This window comes from Mesorhizobium sp. CNPSo 4671 (assembly GCF_057784245.1).
The window spans coordinates 292,967-308,300 of record NZ_JBWLUW010000003.1 but is presented as its reverse complement, the minus strand read 5'-3'; the positions used below and the strand labels follow the sequence as shown (position 1 = coordinate 308,300).

The following is a 15,334-nucleotide window of genomic DNA, read 5'->3' as shown; positions in this document are numbered from 1 at the left end:
GTCACTCCGCCGGCATGGCGCGCTGTGGCATTGTAAAGCCCATCTGCTTGCGCTTTTCCGGCCGCTTGCGCGTCAGCGCCAGAACCATGCCCATCGAGATGGCAATCGCGATCTGCGAGGAGCCGCCATAGGAGATGAAGGGCAGCGTCATGCCCTTGGCCGGCACCAGCTGCAGATTGACGCACATGTTGATAACGGCCTGCAGGCCGAACACGGTGACGAGGCCGCCGACCGCATAGCGGGTGAAATCGTCATGTTCCTTGAGCGCCGTGTTGAGGCCGCGCAGCACGATGAAGGCGAAGATCGACATGATGAAGAAACACATGATCAGCCCGAATTCCTCGCCCGCGACCGAGAAGACGAAGTCGGCATGGCTGTCGGGGATAACCCGCTTGACCGTGCCCTCGCCCGGCCCGACGCCGAACCAGCCGCCATTGATCAGCGCGTCGCGTCCCATGTCGACCTGGAACGTGTCGCCCTCGCCGGTGAGGAACTTGTCGATGCGCAAGGCAACGTGCGGAAACACCGTATAGGCGGCGAAGACGCCGCCGACCCCAGCCGCGCCCAGCACGATGATCCACAGCCAGGGAAGCCCCGCCATGAAGAACATGATGCCCCAGGTCCCGGTCGTCAGCATGGTCTGGCCGAGGTCCGGCTGCGCCACCAGCAGTGACACGACCAGCACCAGGAGCAACATGGCGAACAGATTGCCGGGAATGTCGGGCTGGCGTTTGTGCTCGGCGAACAGCCAGGCGCACATGATGACGAAGGCTGGCTTCAAAAACTCCGACGGCTGGATCGACAGGCCGGCGAGCGAGACCCAACGCCGCGCGCCCTTCACCTCGACGCCGACATAGAGCACCGCCACCATCAGCACCAGCATCAGGCACAGCATGATCAGCGACATGCGCCGGATCTGCCTGGAATCGAGGAAGGACACGGCCAGCATCACGCCGAGCGCCGGCACGGTGAAGATGATCTGCCTGGTGGCGAAGTGGAAACTGTCGAGGCCGATGCGCTCGGCCACCGCCGGGCTGGCGGCGAAGGACAGGACGATGCCCAGGCCCATCAGCGACAGGAACGCCGCCAGGAACCAGCGATCGATCGTCCACCACCAGGTTGCGACAGGACTTTTATCGAGACGGCTCTGCATTATCGTGCCCCTCCGATGGGTTTGACGCCATCTATAGCGCTCGCAGCTTGCCTGAAGGCTTCGCCGCGAACTTCGAAATTCTTGAACTGGTCGAAACTGGCGCAGGCCGGCGACAACAGCACCACCACCTCGCCGCTGTCATCCTTGGCCGCGTCATGCGCGGCATGCTCGACCGCAGCGGCCAGCGTACCCGATATCTCGTAGGGCACCGCCTCGCCCAGCGTCGCCGAAAAGGCGGGCGCCGCCTCGCCGATCAGATAGGCCTTGGCGATGCGCGGGAAGAAGCCGCGCAACGGCTCGATGCCGCCTTCCTTGGGCAGGCCGCCGGCGATCCAGTAGATACGCGGAAAGCTCGACAGGGCGGGTGCCGCCGCATCGGCGTTGGTCGCCTTCGAATCGTTGACGAACAGCACATGGTCCTTGCGGCCGACCTGCTCCATGCGGTGGGCAAGGCCCGGAAAACTTTCGAGCCCGGACTGGATTTCACCGAGGTCGAGCCCGACCTTCAGGCACGCGGCGACCGCTGCAAGCGCGTTCTGCGCATTGTGCTGGCCGCGTAGCGAGCCGATGCCTTCTAGGAAGGCGACCTTGCTGTAGCGGCCGTGCACGGCTTCCATCAGATTGGTGCCGTCGGCGAAATAGCCGTCGGTCAACGGCAGCCGTTTGGAAATGCGGATGACCTGGCGCCCCGCCCGCTCGAGCCGCTCGGCGATCTGTGCGCACCAGGAATCGTCGATGCCGATGATCGCGGTCTCGCTGCCGGCCACCAGCCGCTCCTTGATCGAGGCGTAGTGCTGCATGGTGCCGTGACGGTCGAGATGGTCCGGCGTCAGGTTGAGCAGGATGCCGGCCGTCGGGTTGATCGTGGGCGCGAGGTCGATCTGGTAGGACGAGCACTCGACGACATAGTGGCGATCAGGCCTCGGCGGATCGAGCGTCATCACCGCACGGCCGATATTGCCACCCATCTGGGTGTCGCGGCCGGAAGCCTTCAGGATATGGGCCGTCAGCGCCGTCGTCGTCGACTTGCCGTTGGTGCCGGTGATGGCGATGAAAGGTGCCGTTGGTGCCTGCAAGATCCGCTCGCGGCAGAAAAGTTCGATGTCGCCGATCACCTCGACGCCGGCGCACTTCGCCAGTTCCACCGTCCAATGCGGCTTGGGATGCGTCAGCGGCACGCCGGGCGACAGCACGAAGGCCGAGAATTTCGCCCAGTCGGCGCTGCGCAGATCGGCGGTTGCGATGCCGGTGGCGGCCGCCTTGGCGACGCTGTCGGGATTGTCGTCCCAGGCCAGCACCTGCGCGCCGCCCTCGATCAATGCCCGCGCGGTCGCGATCCCCGAGCCACCGAGCCCGAAGAGCGAGACGTGCTTGCCTGCGAAGGATGCGGCGGGGATCAAGGAAGTTCTCCCTATCTGAGCTTCAAGGTGGAGAGGCCGACGAGCGCCAGGATGACGGCGATGATCCAGAAACGGATCACCACCTGGCTCTCGGTCCAGCCGAGCTTTTCGAAATGATGGTGGATCGGCGCCATCAGGAACACGCGCTTGCCGGTCATCTTGAAGTAGCCGACCTGGATGATGACCGAGAGGATCTCGACCACGAACAGGCCGCCGACGATGACCAGCACGATCTCGTGCTTGGTGGCGACCGCCACCGTGCCGATCAGGCCGCCCATGGCCAGCGAGCCGGTGTCGCCCATGAAGATCGCCGCCGGCGGCGCGTTGAACCAGAGGAAGCCGAGGCCGGCGCCGATGACGGCGCCGAGCACGACCGCGAGCTCGCCGGTGCCGGGAACGAAATGGATCTGCAGATATTCGGCGAACACCGCATTGCCCGAGAGATAGGCGATGACGCCGAAGGATGCCGCCGCGATCATGATCGGCACGATCGCCAGCCCGTCGAGGCCATCGGTCAGGTTCACCGCATTGCCGGCGCCGACGATGACGAAGCAGGAAAACGGGATGAAGAACCAGCCGAGATTGACAATGAATTCCTTGGCGAAGGGGAATGTCAGCGATGACGAGAACGGCGCCTGGCCGTTATGCATGATCACCCAGGCGGCGATGCCGGCGATGATGAATTCGAGCCCCAGCCGTGCCTTGCCGGAGAAGCCGAGATGCGACTGCTTGGTCACCTTCAGATAGTCGTCGTAGAAGCCGATCGAGCCGAAGCCCAGCGTCACCAGCAGCACCACCCAGACATAGATGCTCGACAGGTTCGCCCATAGAAGCGACGAGCCGATGATGCCGGACAGGATCATCAGCCCGCCCATGGTCGGCGTGCCGGCCTTCTTGAAATGCGTCTGCGGTCCGTCGGCGCGGATCGGCTGGCCCTTGCCTTGGCGCAGCCTGAGCGAATTGATGATGGTCGGCCCGAAGATGAAGACGATCAGCGCCGAGGTGATCAGCGCCCCGCCGGTGCGGAAGGTGATGTAGCGGAAGACATTGAAGACCGAGATCTTGTCCGCGAAATCGACCAGCAGTGTAAACATGCGCTTTCGTCCCCCGACTTAGGTCAGTTTGCTGGTTGTCGTTTCAGCCGGGTATTTGCCCAGCAGCGCATCGACCAGTTTTGCAAAACCGATGCCCTTCGACGATTTGATCATCACTACGTCGCCCGGCTTCAGCGCAGCAAGCAGCACCGGCTTCAGTTCCTCGACGCCGGCACGGTATTCCGTCTTGATGTCTTCAGGCAGCGCTTCCGCCAGCGCCCGCATTTCCGGGCCGCCGAGAAAGACCGTCTGCGTGCCGGTGCCGACGATGAGATCGGCGAGCGCGGCATGCAGCTTGGCCGAGTGATCGCCGAGTTCGAGCATGTCGCCAAGCACGGCGATGCGGCGCCCCTCACCCTTCACCGGCGTCGCGTTGAGCAGCGCCATGGCCGCCGCCATCGAGGCCGGATTGGCGTTGTAGCTCTCGTCGATCAGCGTGATCGGACCACCGGGGTGCCGCAACACATGGCGCTTGCCACGGCCGCGCTCGGCCGAGAGATCGTTCAGCGCGATTGCCACCTTGTCGAGATCGGCGCCAACCAGCTGCGCCGCGCCCAGAACCGCCAGCACGTTCTGCACCATGTGGCGGCCAGGCGCGCCGATACGGGCGATCATGTCATGGCCGCCGATCCTGGCGGCAATGTCTGAATGGTCGGCGTGCAATTCGCATTTGGTGAGCTTGAACGTCGAGCGCGCATTCTCGCCGAAGCCGTAGACATGCTCGATGCCGGCGGCATGCGCCATCTTGTCGAGAAGCTTGAAACGCGCATCGTCGCGGTTGAGGACGGCGGCACCCCCGGGCTCCAGCCCTTCGAAAATTTCGGCCTTGGCCTTGGCGATCTCGTCGAGATTGCGGAAGAAACCGAGATGCGCGGCCGCGATGATGGTGACGATGGCGACATGCGGCCGCACCATCTTCACCAGCGGCCGGATCTCGTCGGGATGGTTCATGCCGATCTCGAAGACGGCATAGTCGCAATAATCGGGCATGCGCGCCAGCGTCAGCGGCACGCCCCAATGGTTGTTGAAGGACTGCGCCGAGGCATGCACCTTGCCGACGGCCGACAGCACGTGGCGCAACGCTTCCTTGGTGGTGGTCTTGCCGGCCGAACCCGTCACCGCGATGATCTTGGCCTGGGAGCGGGCGCGTGCCGCGACACCGAGCTTTTCCAGCGCGGTCAGCACATCCTCGACGACGATGATCGGGGCCGTCAGCCGGCCGAGCGACGGCAGCTTGCCTTCCGCCACCACCAGCACGCCGGCACCGGCCTTGATAGCAGCGGTGACGAAGTCATGACCGTCCATCACCTCGCCCTTGATGGCGAAGAAGGCATCACCCGGCTGCAGGCTGCGGCTGTCGATCGAAATGCCCGATATGCCCTCGGGCATCGGGCCGAGCGGCCGGCCATCCATGGCGGCAACCAGTGCCTCGGAGGTCCACAGCAAACTCATGCGGCACGCTCCCGCAGCGCCGCGCGGACTTCCTCATGGTCGGAGAAATGCAGGGTTTCGGAGCCGATCGTCTGGCCTTCCTCATGGCCTTTGCCGGCGACGATCAGCGTGTCGCCGGCATGAAGCATGGCGACAGCCTCATGGATCGCCTTGCGCCGGTCGCCGATCTCGATGGCGCCAGGTGCGGCGGCCAGAATGGCGGCGCGGATGGTTTCCGGCACTTCGGAGCGCGGATTGTCGTCGGTGACGATAACGACATCGGCAAGCCTGGTCGCGATCTCGCCCATGATCGGCCTTTTGCCCCGGTCGCGGTCGCCGCCGCAGCCGAACACGACCATCACGCGGCCGGTGGTGAACGGCCGCACCGAGGCCAGAACATTCTCCAGCGCATCGGGCTTGTGGGCATAGTCGACATAGACCGGCGCGCCGCTGGCGGTGGTGCCGACAAGGTCGAGCCGGCCCGGCGCGCCCTTCAATTTCTCCAATGCGGCCAATGCCTTGGCGACAGGTGTTCCCGTGGAAATGGCGAGGCCCGCCGAAACCAGCGCATTCGAAATCTGGAAATCGCCGGCCAGCGGCAGGTCGATTTCGTAAAGCACGCCCTCGGCCTCGACCTCGGCGCGCTGGCGGTGGCGCTCGTGCTCAACCCGCTTCAGCGTGAGGAAATCACCATGGCGGCCAACCGTCAGCACCTTGAGCCCGGCAGCCTGTGCCGCCTGGATCGTCGGCGCCGACCACGGATCGTCCGCGAAGATCACCGCGGGCGCGCCTTTCGGCAGCAGCGTGTCGAACAGGCGCAGTTTGGCGCGGTGATAATCCTCGACCGTCGGATGGTAATCCATATGGTCGCGGCCGAGATTGGTGAAACCGCCGGCGGCGAGCTTCACCCCGTCAAGCCGGCGCTGGTCGAGCCCATGGCTGGAAGCCTCCATCGAGGCATGGGTTACGCCGGCATCGGCCAATTCCCGCAGCAACTGGTGCAGCGCCACCGGATCGGGCGTCGTCAACGAGCCGTATTCGTTGCGGCCGGGCGCCACCACGCCGGTGGTCCCGATCGAGGCTGCTGCGTAGCCCGCCTGCTCCCATATCTGCCTCGTGAAGGCGGCGACCGAGGTCTTGCCGCTGGTGCCGGTCACCGCGACCATGGTCTGCGGTTGCTTGCCGAAATAGCGGGCAGCACTCAGCGCCAAAGCCAGGCGCGGATCGTCGACCGCCAGCACCGGAACCGGCAGTCCGGCAACGGAGCTGCCTTTGCTTGCCACGATCGCCAGCGCGCCGCGCTTGGCCGCGTCGGCAGCGTAGGCCGCACCGTCCGCCTTGGTGCCGGCGAGCGCAAAAAAGACGACGCCCGGTTTTACCTGGCGGGAATCGGACGAAATTCCGGTAATCTCCAGATCGGCGGAAGCTATTCCTTCGACTGGTAGGATACCGGCTAGATCTCTGAGCTTCATCGAGTTCCGTTCACCGCAATAAAATAGCGCGCAGTCGCCGGCGCGCCCTAAGAATCACTCATAGGAAACCAACGTTGCACCATTTTCATGGCTGAAATCTGGTTTCACGCCAAGCATGGCCGCTGAGCGCCTGATGATATTGCCGGCCATAACCCCAGCATTCGCCGCCGCGACGTCGGTCATCCCCGGCTTTTCCGGGTGCGGAGCGTCGGCGATCGTAAACACCAGATATTGCGGATCGTCCATCGGGAAGGCAGCGACGAAGGTGTTGAAATTCAACTCCTTCGAGTAGCGGCCGTTGATGACCTTCTCAGCCGTTCCGGTCTTGCCGCCAACGCGGTAGCCGGGGACTCTGGCGTTTCTGGCCGACCCTTTTTCGGCGTTGAGCGAATAGAGGTAGCGCATGCCCTCGACCGTCTTTTCACTCACAACTCTCTTGGCGGTTGCCATCGCTTCTTCCTGCGTACGCACCAGGAAGGTCGGATTCATCAGGAAGCCGCCATTCATCAGCGCCGCGCAACCGACAGCCGCTTGCAGCGGCGTCGTCGACACGCCGTGACCGAAGGCGATGGTGAACGAGTTGACCTGTTTCCACACCTTCGGTTCGGTCGGGCGGGCGACTTCCGGCAGTTCGGTCTGCATCCGTTCCAGGATGCCAAGGCGATGCAGGAATTCCCGGTGCCCTTCGATGCCGACCAGCTCGGCCTCCCTGGCCGACCCGATGTTGGATGAATAGAGGAACACCTCTGGCAGCGACAGCACACGGTTCTTGCCGTGGAAATCGTGAATGGCCTGATGGCCGACCCGGATGGGATGCGAAGCGTCGAAACGGCTGTTCATCGTCGCCTTGCCGGAATCGAGCGCCATGGCCGAGGTGAAGCTCTTGAAGGTCGAGCCCATCTCGTAGAGGCCCGCCGACATCCGGTTCAGCCGGTCCTTTTCCTGTGCATTGTAGGGATTGTTCGGATCGAAATCCGGCACGGAGGCCATGGCCACCACTTCGCCGGTCTTGACGTTGAGCACGACGGCGCCGGCGCCGATGGCGCGGTAGCGCTCGAGGCCGGCGGCGATCTCGTCGCGCACCACATGCTGGATACGCAGATCGATCGAAAGCTTCACCGGCTTGAGATCCTTGGCCACCGCAAGGCCCGACGCCTGCAGGTCGCTCAGCCCCTGCTCGTCGATATATTTCTCCATGCCGGAGATGCCCTGGTTGTCGATGTTGGTCAGGCCGACAATGTAGGACGAGGTTTCGCCGCTCGGATAGAAACGGCGCTTCTCCGTGCGGAAGCCGAAACCGGGAATGCCGAGCTGCATGATGTCGGCCTGCTGCTTGGGCGTCAGCTGCCGCTGCAGCCAGACGAAGCCGGCGCCGCTCTTGAGCTTGTGGTAGGTCTGCTCGTAGTCGATCTCGGGCAGTACGGTCGACAGTTTCTCGATCGCCTCGTCGGCATCGACGATGCGGCGCGGCTCGGCAAACAGCGACGCCGTCTTGATGTCGGTCGCCAGCACTTCGCCATTGCGGTCGACAATGTCGGGCCGCGAGGCAGTGATCCGGCTCTGCGGGCCGCCCGACAAATCTGGGGTCTGGAAGCCGAGATAGACCAGCCGCCCTGAAATGGTCGAGAAGATGCCGAAGAACACCGCCATCGTCATCACGATGCGCGCCTTGCCCTTGCCGCCGGTCGCCTTACGGGCGCCTTCGACGACGATAGATCTGTCTTCGCCCGTCCTGGCGCGACGCCTCAGCAGTTTGCCGATCATTGGGCGATGCCTCCAGTCACGACGGGATCCTTGTCGCCGGACGGCGCCTTGTCGGAATTGTCGGCCATGCTGTCCTGGCGCCCCTTCAGAATGTCCTGAATGTCCAAGGCCTTGGCCGGCAGATCGCCCAAACCGACGATCTGTCGGGCACTGACCGGCTCGAGCGCAAGCTGCGACTTGTAGAGTTCGGCGAGCTTCTGCAGCCGCGACGGCTGGGTGAGCAGGCTCCAGTCGGCCTTGAGCAGGTCGATCGTCTCCTCCTCATAGCGTATCTGGTTATGGATCTTCTGCACCGCTGCCAGCTGGTCCTCGGCCTCGCGCTTGGTCTTGTAGGTCAGGGCCGCCGCCGAAACCATGACGGCGATCAGGACAATGTCGCTGGTACGGAACACGTGCTTTACCTCTCCCCCGGCAGGTCGATGCCGGGAAGCTTTGGAAGGCCGAAAATCGAAAAGTCGCCGGCGCGCGCCGGCGCTTCGGTGCGGATCGCCGCGCGCAGCCTGGCCGAACGGGCACGCGGATTGGCCGCCACCTCGGCGTCATCAGCCGTCACGCCGCCGCCGGCCTTACGGAAGGTCGCGGTGCGCGCCTGCGCCTCGGGCAGATGACGTGAGCCGGTGGCGACATCGGCCCGGTCGGCGATGAAGCGCTTGACGATGCGGTCTTCCAGCGAATGAAACGTCACTACGGCGAGGCGCCCGCCGGGCTTCAATGCGCGTTCGGCCGCGAACAGCGCCTTGGCCAGTTCGCCGAGCTCGTCATTGACGTAAATGCGCAGCGCCTGGAAGACGCGGGTCGCCGGATGGATCTTGTCCTTCGGCGCACGGCCGATATGCGTCTCGATGGCGTCGGCCAGTTCCAGCGTGCGCTCGAACGGCCGCTTTTCACGGCGCGCCTCGATCATGCGGGCGATGCGCCCGGCATGGCGCTCCTCGCCGAGGAAGCCGAAGATGCGGGCAAGGTCGCCGGGCTTGAAGCTGTTGACGACGTCGGCGGCGCTCAGGCCAGCCTGCGCCATGCGCATGTCGAGCGGTCCGTCGAAACGGAAGGAAAAGCCGCGCTCCGCTTGATCGAGCTGCATCGAGGACACGCCAATGTCGAGCACGACGCCGTCGGCGCTCTCAACATGTTCGTCGAGCGTCGAGAACGGCGCCTGCACCAGTTTTAGCCTGCCGCCCGATTGCGCCTCCAGATCGCGCCCAGCAGCGATGGCGTCGGGATCGCGGTCGATCGCCACAACGGACGCCCCGGTCGCCAGGATGGCTCTTGTGTAGCCGCCGGCGCCGAACGTGCCGTCGATGATGATGTCGCCCTCCACCGGCGCCAGCGCCTCGAGCACTTCGCCAAGGAGGACCGGAATGTGGCGGACCGATCCGCCAACGGCGTTGGTATCATCGCCGTGGCCCACCGTCATTCCGGTCGCTCCCCAGGCTTCGTCCCCTGCCGAAGCTGCAAAAGCCTGGCCCGCGCCTGCGCCCCATAGGCAGCAAGCCGTCCCGGCTCCCAGATCTGAAAGAAATTGCCGCGCCCGACAAAGGCCACCTCCGCCGAGATGCCGGTATGCTCGCGAATGAAATCGGTCATGGTGATGCGGCCATCCTGGTCGAGTTTCAGGAACGCTCCATCGCCATGACAGAAGAACGACATGTCGTCCGCCGTCTGCAGGAATGGATCCTCTTGCGCGATGCGCTGCTCGTAGCGATCGAGCAGATCCAACCCGCCGACATCCATCGCTGGCAGATCCAGACAGCGCAGTGCGTAGAGTTCCGAATAGCCGCGCTTCTGCACGACGGTGCGGAAATGCGCCGGAACGGAAACCCGACCCTTCGCATCGATCCTGCTCACCGTGTTCGACAGAAACCGGTCCATTAAACGTCACAGCCGCTTGCGCCGCCGCACCCCTCTTCATCGTCTTGCACGCGCCACCGCTGCGCGCTCCCTGCCCCGTATCAGCCTCGCCCATACGGGCAAAAACCGGCAAACGCGCAGCCGCCGCGGCTGCCCGATTGGCGTACGCTTTACCCTGACACGGAACGAAGGCTTTGATGTCGAAATGGGATATCATGGGGCACTATGGGCGTCAACGGGAATAGGCTTCACAAACACGCGCATCGCGACCAATCAGAGCAGCCGTTTCGGCACGTCCCATTTTTATGATCCATTAAGCCTAACGAAGCGTTTAGAGCGCTTTGGCCCAAACAGAGGCGGCTTGCCGCGCACGGCCGCCGCGCATAGCGTCAGCCGTGTCTTCCGCTTAGCAACAAGGTTTGAAAATCCATGTCCGAAACAGCCAGGTCACGCGCCGCGTCCCTCGCCCATCTGCGCCGCGACAACCTTGCCAAAGGCGACCCCATTCCGTTGCCGCTGACCATGGCCGCCATCTTCCACAACCCGGGAGAAGGGACCGACTACAGTCAGTATGGCCGCTACAGCAACGCGACGTGGGATGCAGTCGAGCACATGCTGGCGCATCTGGAAGACGCGCAATGTGTCGGTTTCCCTTCGGGAATGGCGGCAATCTCGGCGGTGTTTTTCGGACTGTTGAAATCCGGCGACCGCATCCTTTTGCCTTCGGACGGCTACCATGCCACACGGGCGTTGGCCGAACGCTTCCTGAAACCGTTCGGTATTGACTTCGATTTACGACCGACATCGACTTTCCTCGACGGCGGCTTCGACGGCTATCGCCTCGTCTACGTCGAAACCCCTTCAAATCCGCGATTGGACATCTGCGACATCACGGCCGTCGCCGAGAGCGCTCACCGGGCCGGCGCGATCGTCGTTGTCGACAACACGACGATGACGCCTTTCGGCCAGCGCCCGCTCGACCATGGTGCCGACATCGTGGTTGCCGCCGACACCAAGGCGCCCAACGGCCATTCCGACGTGCTGTTCGGCCATGTCGCCAGCCGCGATGAAGCAATCATCGCGGCCGTGACAGGCTGGCGCGAGACCGCCGGCGGCATTCCGGGACCGTTCGAAGCGTGGCTGGTGCACCGCGGCCTGGAAACGCTCGATGTGCGCTTCGACCGCATGTGCTCCTCGGCGGAAGTGATCGCGCGACGGCTGCAAAGCCACAACGCGGTCAGCGGCTTGCGTTTTCCCGGCCTCGAAAGCGATCCGTCGCACAACCTCGCCCGCGCCCAGATGGAACGCTTCGGCTTCCTCATCTCTTTCGAACTCGCCTCGGAGGACAAGGCCGAGGATTTCATCAACACTTGCGAGTTGCTGCAGGCCTCGACATCCTTCGGCGGCGTTCATTCTTCGGCAGAGCGGCGCTTGAAACGAGGCGATGCGGTTCCTGCCGGCTTTGTGCGCCTGTCGGTAGGCTGTGAACCTGTGGAAGAGCTTTGGGCGGCGATCGAGGCATCGTTGGATAGGATCAGCGGCTGACCGAACCGATCACGACCCGAGGTCGTCGGCCTCGATATTGCGATGGCCGTGCAGCACGCGAAGAATTTCGATCGCGTCGCCGCCGACCCGATACAAAGTCAGGTATTCGCCAATGACCAGATGGCGAATGCCCGGCGCGATGTCGTCCCGCGGCGCGCCTGAAAAGGGATGGAGGGTGAGTAAGTTCCATCGTCGTTCCAAGGCATCCACGAAACGGACTGCGGCATTGGGATTATGGCTGGCGATGTAATCGCCAATCCCCTCAAGATCGACCACTGCTTGAGGAAGCAGCCGGTATTTCACTCCTCAAGGCCTTTTGCCTCAGCCATCTTGAGATATTTGGCGCGCGCTCGTTCGAGGATAGGGGATCCCTCCAGCGCCGGCCCACTATCGATCCCTTCCTGCACCAGTCTACGCAACTCCTCGATGGTATAACCGAAGAGATCGCGGCGGTCCTTCCATTGCCGCAGCGCATCGCGGATGACCTCGCTCGCCGAGGCATATTCGCCGGCGGCGACCACGTCGTCCACCGCTTGCGCCAGTTCTGGCGACAGCGTGATGCTACGTTTGTTCACCTGTCCCATGATTGGCTCCTGGTATTGCTCTCGTACAATGGTACGATTTAATCGCACCAGCTTCAAGCGACGACCGATTACGGTTCGTAAAAGCAACAGCTAGAAAATCTGGATCGACAGGGCGCACCCGAAGGCGCAACCTGCTGATCTCAAAGGATTTCTCTTCGAGGACGAAACTGCCAGCTGGCCTGTAAGCCGGGTTCTGTATGGCCCTCGCCCCTTGCGGGACGAGAACGTGGCGGCCATTCATCTTGGGCGCATGTTGCCATGCGCCTCACGCAACCTACCCGGACGGTGAGCCGGAAACAGCCCTCGAGGGTTACCCCTCGCACCGCCCCTATTCGGTTTTGCTCCCGGTGGGGTTTACCGTGCCGCTCCTGTTGCCAGTCGCGCGGTGGGCTCTTACCCCACCCTTTCACCCTTACCCCGACAAAGTCGTGGCGGTTTGCTTTCTGTGGCACTTTCCCTGGGGTCGCCCCCGCCGGCCATTAACCGGCACCGTGTCTCCATGGAGCCCGGACTTTCCTCACTCGCGGCCTTTCGGCGTTTGCGAGTGCGGCCGCCCAGCCAGCTGGCAAGGCGTATAAAGGGGTTCAGCCGGGAAAACGCAAACGAAAAAGCCGGCTTGTCTACCGGCTCTCGCAACTTGCTGTCAGAGCGCGGCCATCTGAACCTTGACCTTGCTGCAATAGGCGGCCGAGATCGGGTTCATCCGCGTCGCGGCATGGCCGGCATTGTATTTCAGGATCGTGCCGCAGGTCGTGCCACCGCCAAGGTTCTGCGCCAAGGCGAGATACTTCATGCCGTATTTGATGTTGGTGTCGGGATCGAACAGGCCCTTGGCCGAGCCGTTATAGCCCATCATCCGCGCGGTTGCTGGCTTGATCTGCATCAGGCCGATCTCGCCGGCGCTGCCGACCATGTTCGGCCGATAGTTGCTCTCGATCGTGATGACGGCATGAGCCAGCGAGACCGGAACGCCGTAGCTTGCCGCATAGCGCGCGACGATCGCGGAATACTGGCCGCCGCTGGCCACCGCCGCCGTCGAGGCCGCGACATTCCTCAGGCCGATCGATGCTGTCGTCGTCATGTCGATGGTTTTGCGGCCGCGCTTGGCCTTGGCGGTGGATTTCTTCGCCTTGGCCCAGCTGGCCTTTTCCACCTTCGCGGAAGCCTGCTTCGCCGATGCCTTCACACTCTTGCTGCCTTTGGCGGAAATGGCCTTGCCTTTGGCGGTCACCACGACGAGCCCCTGATCGGCCCGTGGGCTTAACGGCGCAGCGTTAGCCGCGCTGAAGGCAAAAGTCATTACGCCGGCAGCAAGAGCTGCCGTTACAACGGTCAATTTCTGCATGTGATCCTGTTCTGTCTGGACCACGCGAAGATGTTCGCGTGGCGCTGCTTGATTAATAGCGGAACATCCGGGGGCTAGAGGTCCGACAAACTGTACGGACTGCCCTTTGAGGCCCGATTTGGCGCCAATGAAGGCGGGGCAAGTCACTTTGAGTGACAGTTTGTAACCTGACCGGGGAAAAAGATTACTTGAACGGCGCCTTGCCCCGGGGTCAGCGGCTTATGGAAGCGAGCAATTTTTGCAACGTGCGCATCGTCGAGCCGTCGGCCAGCCCGTCGACCCGGCGCGGCCGGAAATGCCGCTGGAAAGCCTCGACGACGATCCGTGTCTGATCATCGAAAATGCCTGATATCTCGACACCGTAGCCATAGAGCGCCAGCATCGACTGCAGCGCCTCGACGTCGGCACCGTTGTCGCCGAGCTTCAGCGCGGTCCCGCGCCTGATGGGTGCGGCTGGCACGAGATGGCCGACACCGGCCTTGAACAGGGCGGTCCAAGGGAACTTCTCGCCCGGATCGATCTTGCGCCCGGGTGCCACGTCGGAATGCGCCAGCACCCGCATGGCGGGGATCGCATGCCGCCTGGCAATCCCCTTGCACAGGCCGATCACCGCATCGATCTGGCGCCGGGGGAAGCCGGGATAGCCCAGCGAATGTCCCGGATTGACGATCTCGATGCCGACCGAGCAGGAGTTGATGTCGGTGCGTCCGAACCAGGAACTCTTGCCGGCGTGCCAGGCGCGGTCGCTTTCCCGGACCATCTGCACGATGTGGCCATTCTCATGGACGAGATAGTGCGAGGAGACTTCGCTCGCCGGATCGCACAGCCAGGTTTCCGCTCCGGCACCTGTCGCCATGCCGGTATAGTGCAGCACGATCATGTCGGGCTTCGGCGTATCGCGCCTTGGCCCGAAATTCGGCGACACCCTGACCTCGGCACTCGGCTCGTCGGGCAGGAAACCGCTCATACGTGCCGCAGGCCCCGCTCGATCATCTCATAAGCGGCGTTGATCGCCGCGACCCTGGTCGTCGCGATCTTGATGAATTCCTGCGGCAGGCCGCGCGCGATCAGCCGGTCCGGATGATTGTCCGACACCAGCTTGCGATACCGCTTCTTGACCTCTTCGAACGGCTTGCCGCGCTCGATGCCGAGCACGACATAGGGATCACCGGCGCCAAGATTGACGTGGCGGGCCAGGATCGATTCGTAATGCGCATCGTCGATGCGGAAGATCTCGGCGATACGGTGCAGGAAGATGCCTTCGCGCTCGTGCACCAGTCCGTCGGCCTTGGCGATGTGGAATAGGCCGTCGAGTATGTCTTCCAGCATCACGCAGTTCGAATGCCCGGAACCGCACAGTTGCGCCATACGCTCGGCATAGGTTTCGAAACCGGCCACGTCACGTTGGGCGAGATCGAACAGCCGGGCAACGTTGCGCGTCTCCTTCGGCGGCACTTCGAATATTTCCTGGAAGGCGCGCACCTCATCCTGGGTGACGATGCCGTCTGCCTTGGCCATCTTGGCCGAGAGCGCGATCATCGCCACCGAAAAGGCAACGCGGCGGCGCAGGTCCGCATCGCCGGAGAACACTGTGCGCACGGCCTCGACAACGTCGGCAACGCCCGACGTCGCTGAAGATGATACCCGTGTGATAAACTCGCCGAGGCGGTCCCAAATCGACATGGCCCGCTTCATAGA

General features: G+C 63.4%; 15 protein-coding genes and 1 other RNA gene. 1 reads left to right on the top strand and 15 read right to left on the bottom strand.

Features of this window, described 5'->3' with window-relative positions; genetic code table 11:
* Nucleotide 1: 1 nt before the first annotated feature.
* The 9 genes from ftsW to mraZ are packed head-to-tail and all read right to left on the bottom strand — an operon-like array spanning nt 2 to nt 10,183.
* Nucleotides 2–1,153, bottom strand: a complete 1,152-nt coding sequence (gene ftsW / locus AC04SF_RS09670) for a putative lipid II flippase FtsW (RefSeq protein ID WP_095202159.1) — start codon at nt 1,151–1,153, stop codon at nt 2–4.
* A complete protein-coding gene (gene murD, locus AC04SF_RS09665) occupies nt 1,153–2,553 on the bottom strand; it encodes a UDP-N-acetylmuramoyl-L-alanine--D-glutamate ligase (RefSeq protein WP_488477596.1) in 1,401 nt (466 codons plus the stop codon). Before murD ends, ftsW begins: the two co-directional genes overlap by 1 nt.
* Nucleotides 2,554–2,564: 11 nt before the next feature.
* Complete coding sequence (gene mraY / locus AC04SF_RS09660) at nt 2,565–3,647, bottom strand: phospho-N-acetylmuramoyl-pentapeptide-transferase (RefSeq protein WP_096447448.1); 1,083 nt, start codon at nt 3,645–3,647, stop codon at nt 2,565–2,567.
* A gap of 18 nt (nt 3,648–3,665) precedes the next feature.
* On the bottom strand, nt 3,666–5,099 hold the full coding sequence (locus AC04SF_RS09655) for a UDP-N-acetylmuramoylalanyl-D-glutamyl-2,6-diaminopimelate--D-alanyl-D-alanine ligase (protein ID WP_488477595.1): 1,434 nt from the start codon (nt 5,097–5,099) through the stop codon (nt 3,666–3,668).
* On the bottom strand, nt 5,096–6,550 hold the full coding sequence (locus AC04SF_RS09650; RefSeq protein ID WP_488477594.1) for a UDP-N-acetylmuramoyl-L-alanyl-D-glutamate--2,6-diaminopimelate ligase: 1,455 nt from the start codon (nt 6,548–6,550) through the stop codon (nt 5,096–5,098). The genes AC04SF_RS09655 and AC04SF_RS09650 overlap by 4 nt, the downstream gene beginning before the upstream one ends.
* Nucleotides 6,551–6,604: 54 nt before the next feature.
* On the bottom strand, nt 6,605–8,314 hold the full coding sequence (locus AC04SF_RS09645) for a peptidoglycan D,D-transpeptidase FtsI family protein (RefSeq protein ID WP_488477593.1): 1,710 nt from the start codon (nt 8,312–8,314) through the stop codon (nt 6,605–6,607).
* Nucleotides 8,311–8,706 carry a cell division protein FtsL gene (ftsL, locus tag AC04SF_RS09640; protein ID WP_488477592.1) on the bottom strand — a complete coding sequence of 132 codons (396 nt, stop codon included), beginning with the start codon at nt 8,704–8,706 and terminating at the stop codon, nt 8,311–8,313. The genes AC04SF_RS09645 and ftsL overlap by 4 nt, the downstream gene beginning before the upstream one ends.
* A 5-nt stretch (nt 8,707–8,711) precedes the next feature.
* Nucleotides 8,712–9,728 (bottom strand): 16S rRNA (cytosine(1402)-N(4))-methyltransferase RsmH, encoded by a 1,017-nt coding sequence (gene rsmH / locus AC04SF_RS09635; protein ID WP_488477591.1) that lies wholly within the window; start codon nt 9,726–9,728, stop codon nt 8,712–8,714.
* Nucleotides 9,725–10,183, bottom strand: coding sequence for a division/cell wall cluster transcriptional repressor MraZ (mraZ, locus tag AC04SF_RS09630; RefSeq protein WP_488477590.1), 459 nt, complete (start codon nt 10,181–10,183; stop codon nt 9,725–9,727). Before mraZ ends, rsmH begins: the two co-directional genes overlap by 4 nt.
* A 408-nt stretch (nt 10,184–10,591) precedes the next feature.
* Here mraZ and AC04SF_RS09625 point away from each other — a divergent pair, with 408 nt between their 5' ends.
* Complete coding sequence (locus tag AC04SF_RS09625; RefSeq protein WP_488477589.1) at nt 10,592–11,707, top strand: cystathionine gamma-lyase; 1,116 nt, start codon at nt 10,592–10,594, stop codon at nt 11,705–11,707.
* 9 nt (nt 11,708–11,716) lie between these two features.
* Here the strand turns inward: AC04SF_RS09625 and AC04SF_RS09620 are convergent, their stop codons facing one another.
* The 6 genes from AC04SF_RS09620 to AC04SF_RS09595 form a co-directional block, all read right to left on the bottom strand.
* A complete protein-coding gene (locus tag AC04SF_RS09620; RefSeq protein WP_488477588.1) occupies nt 11,717–12,010 on the bottom strand; it encodes a type II toxin-antitoxin system RelE/ParE family toxin in 294 nt (97 codons plus the stop codon).
* Nucleotides 12,007–12,291 (bottom strand): type II toxin-antitoxin system ParD family antitoxin, encoded by a 285-nt coding sequence (locus AC04SF_RS09615; RefSeq protein ID WP_488477587.1) that lies wholly within the window; start codon nt 12,289–12,291, stop codon nt 12,007–12,009. The genes AC04SF_RS09620 and AC04SF_RS09615 overlap by 4 nt, the downstream gene beginning before the upstream one ends.
* 166 nt (nt 12,292–12,457) lie before the next feature.
* Nucleotides 12,458–12,857, bottom strand: an RNA gene (rnpB, locus tag AC04SF_RS09610) — RNase P RNA component class A.
* A 77-nt stretch (nt 12,858–12,934) separates the two neighbouring features.
* Nucleotides 12,935–13,636 carry a lytic transglycosylase domain-containing protein gene (locus AC04SF_RS09605; RefSeq protein WP_488477586.1) on the bottom strand — a complete coding sequence of 234 codons (702 nt, stop codon included), beginning with the start codon at nt 13,634–13,636 and terminating at the stop codon, nt 12,935–12,937.
* 211 nt (nt 13,637–13,847) lie between these two features.
* Nucleotides 13,848–14,603 carry an N-acetylmuramoyl-L-alanine amidase gene (locus tag AC04SF_RS09600; protein WP_488477585.1) on the bottom strand — a complete coding sequence of 252 codons (756 nt, stop codon included), beginning with the start codon at nt 14,601–14,603 and terminating at the stop codon, nt 13,848–13,850.
* Complete coding sequence (locus tag AC04SF_RS09595) at nt 14,600–15,319, bottom strand: TerB family tellurite resistance protein (RefSeq protein ID WP_488477584.1); 720 nt, start codon at nt 15,317–15,319, stop codon at nt 14,600–14,602. Before AC04SF_RS09595 ends, AC04SF_RS09600 begins: the two co-directional genes overlap by 4 nt.
* Between the last annotated feature and the right edge of the window lie 15 nt (nt 15,320–15,334).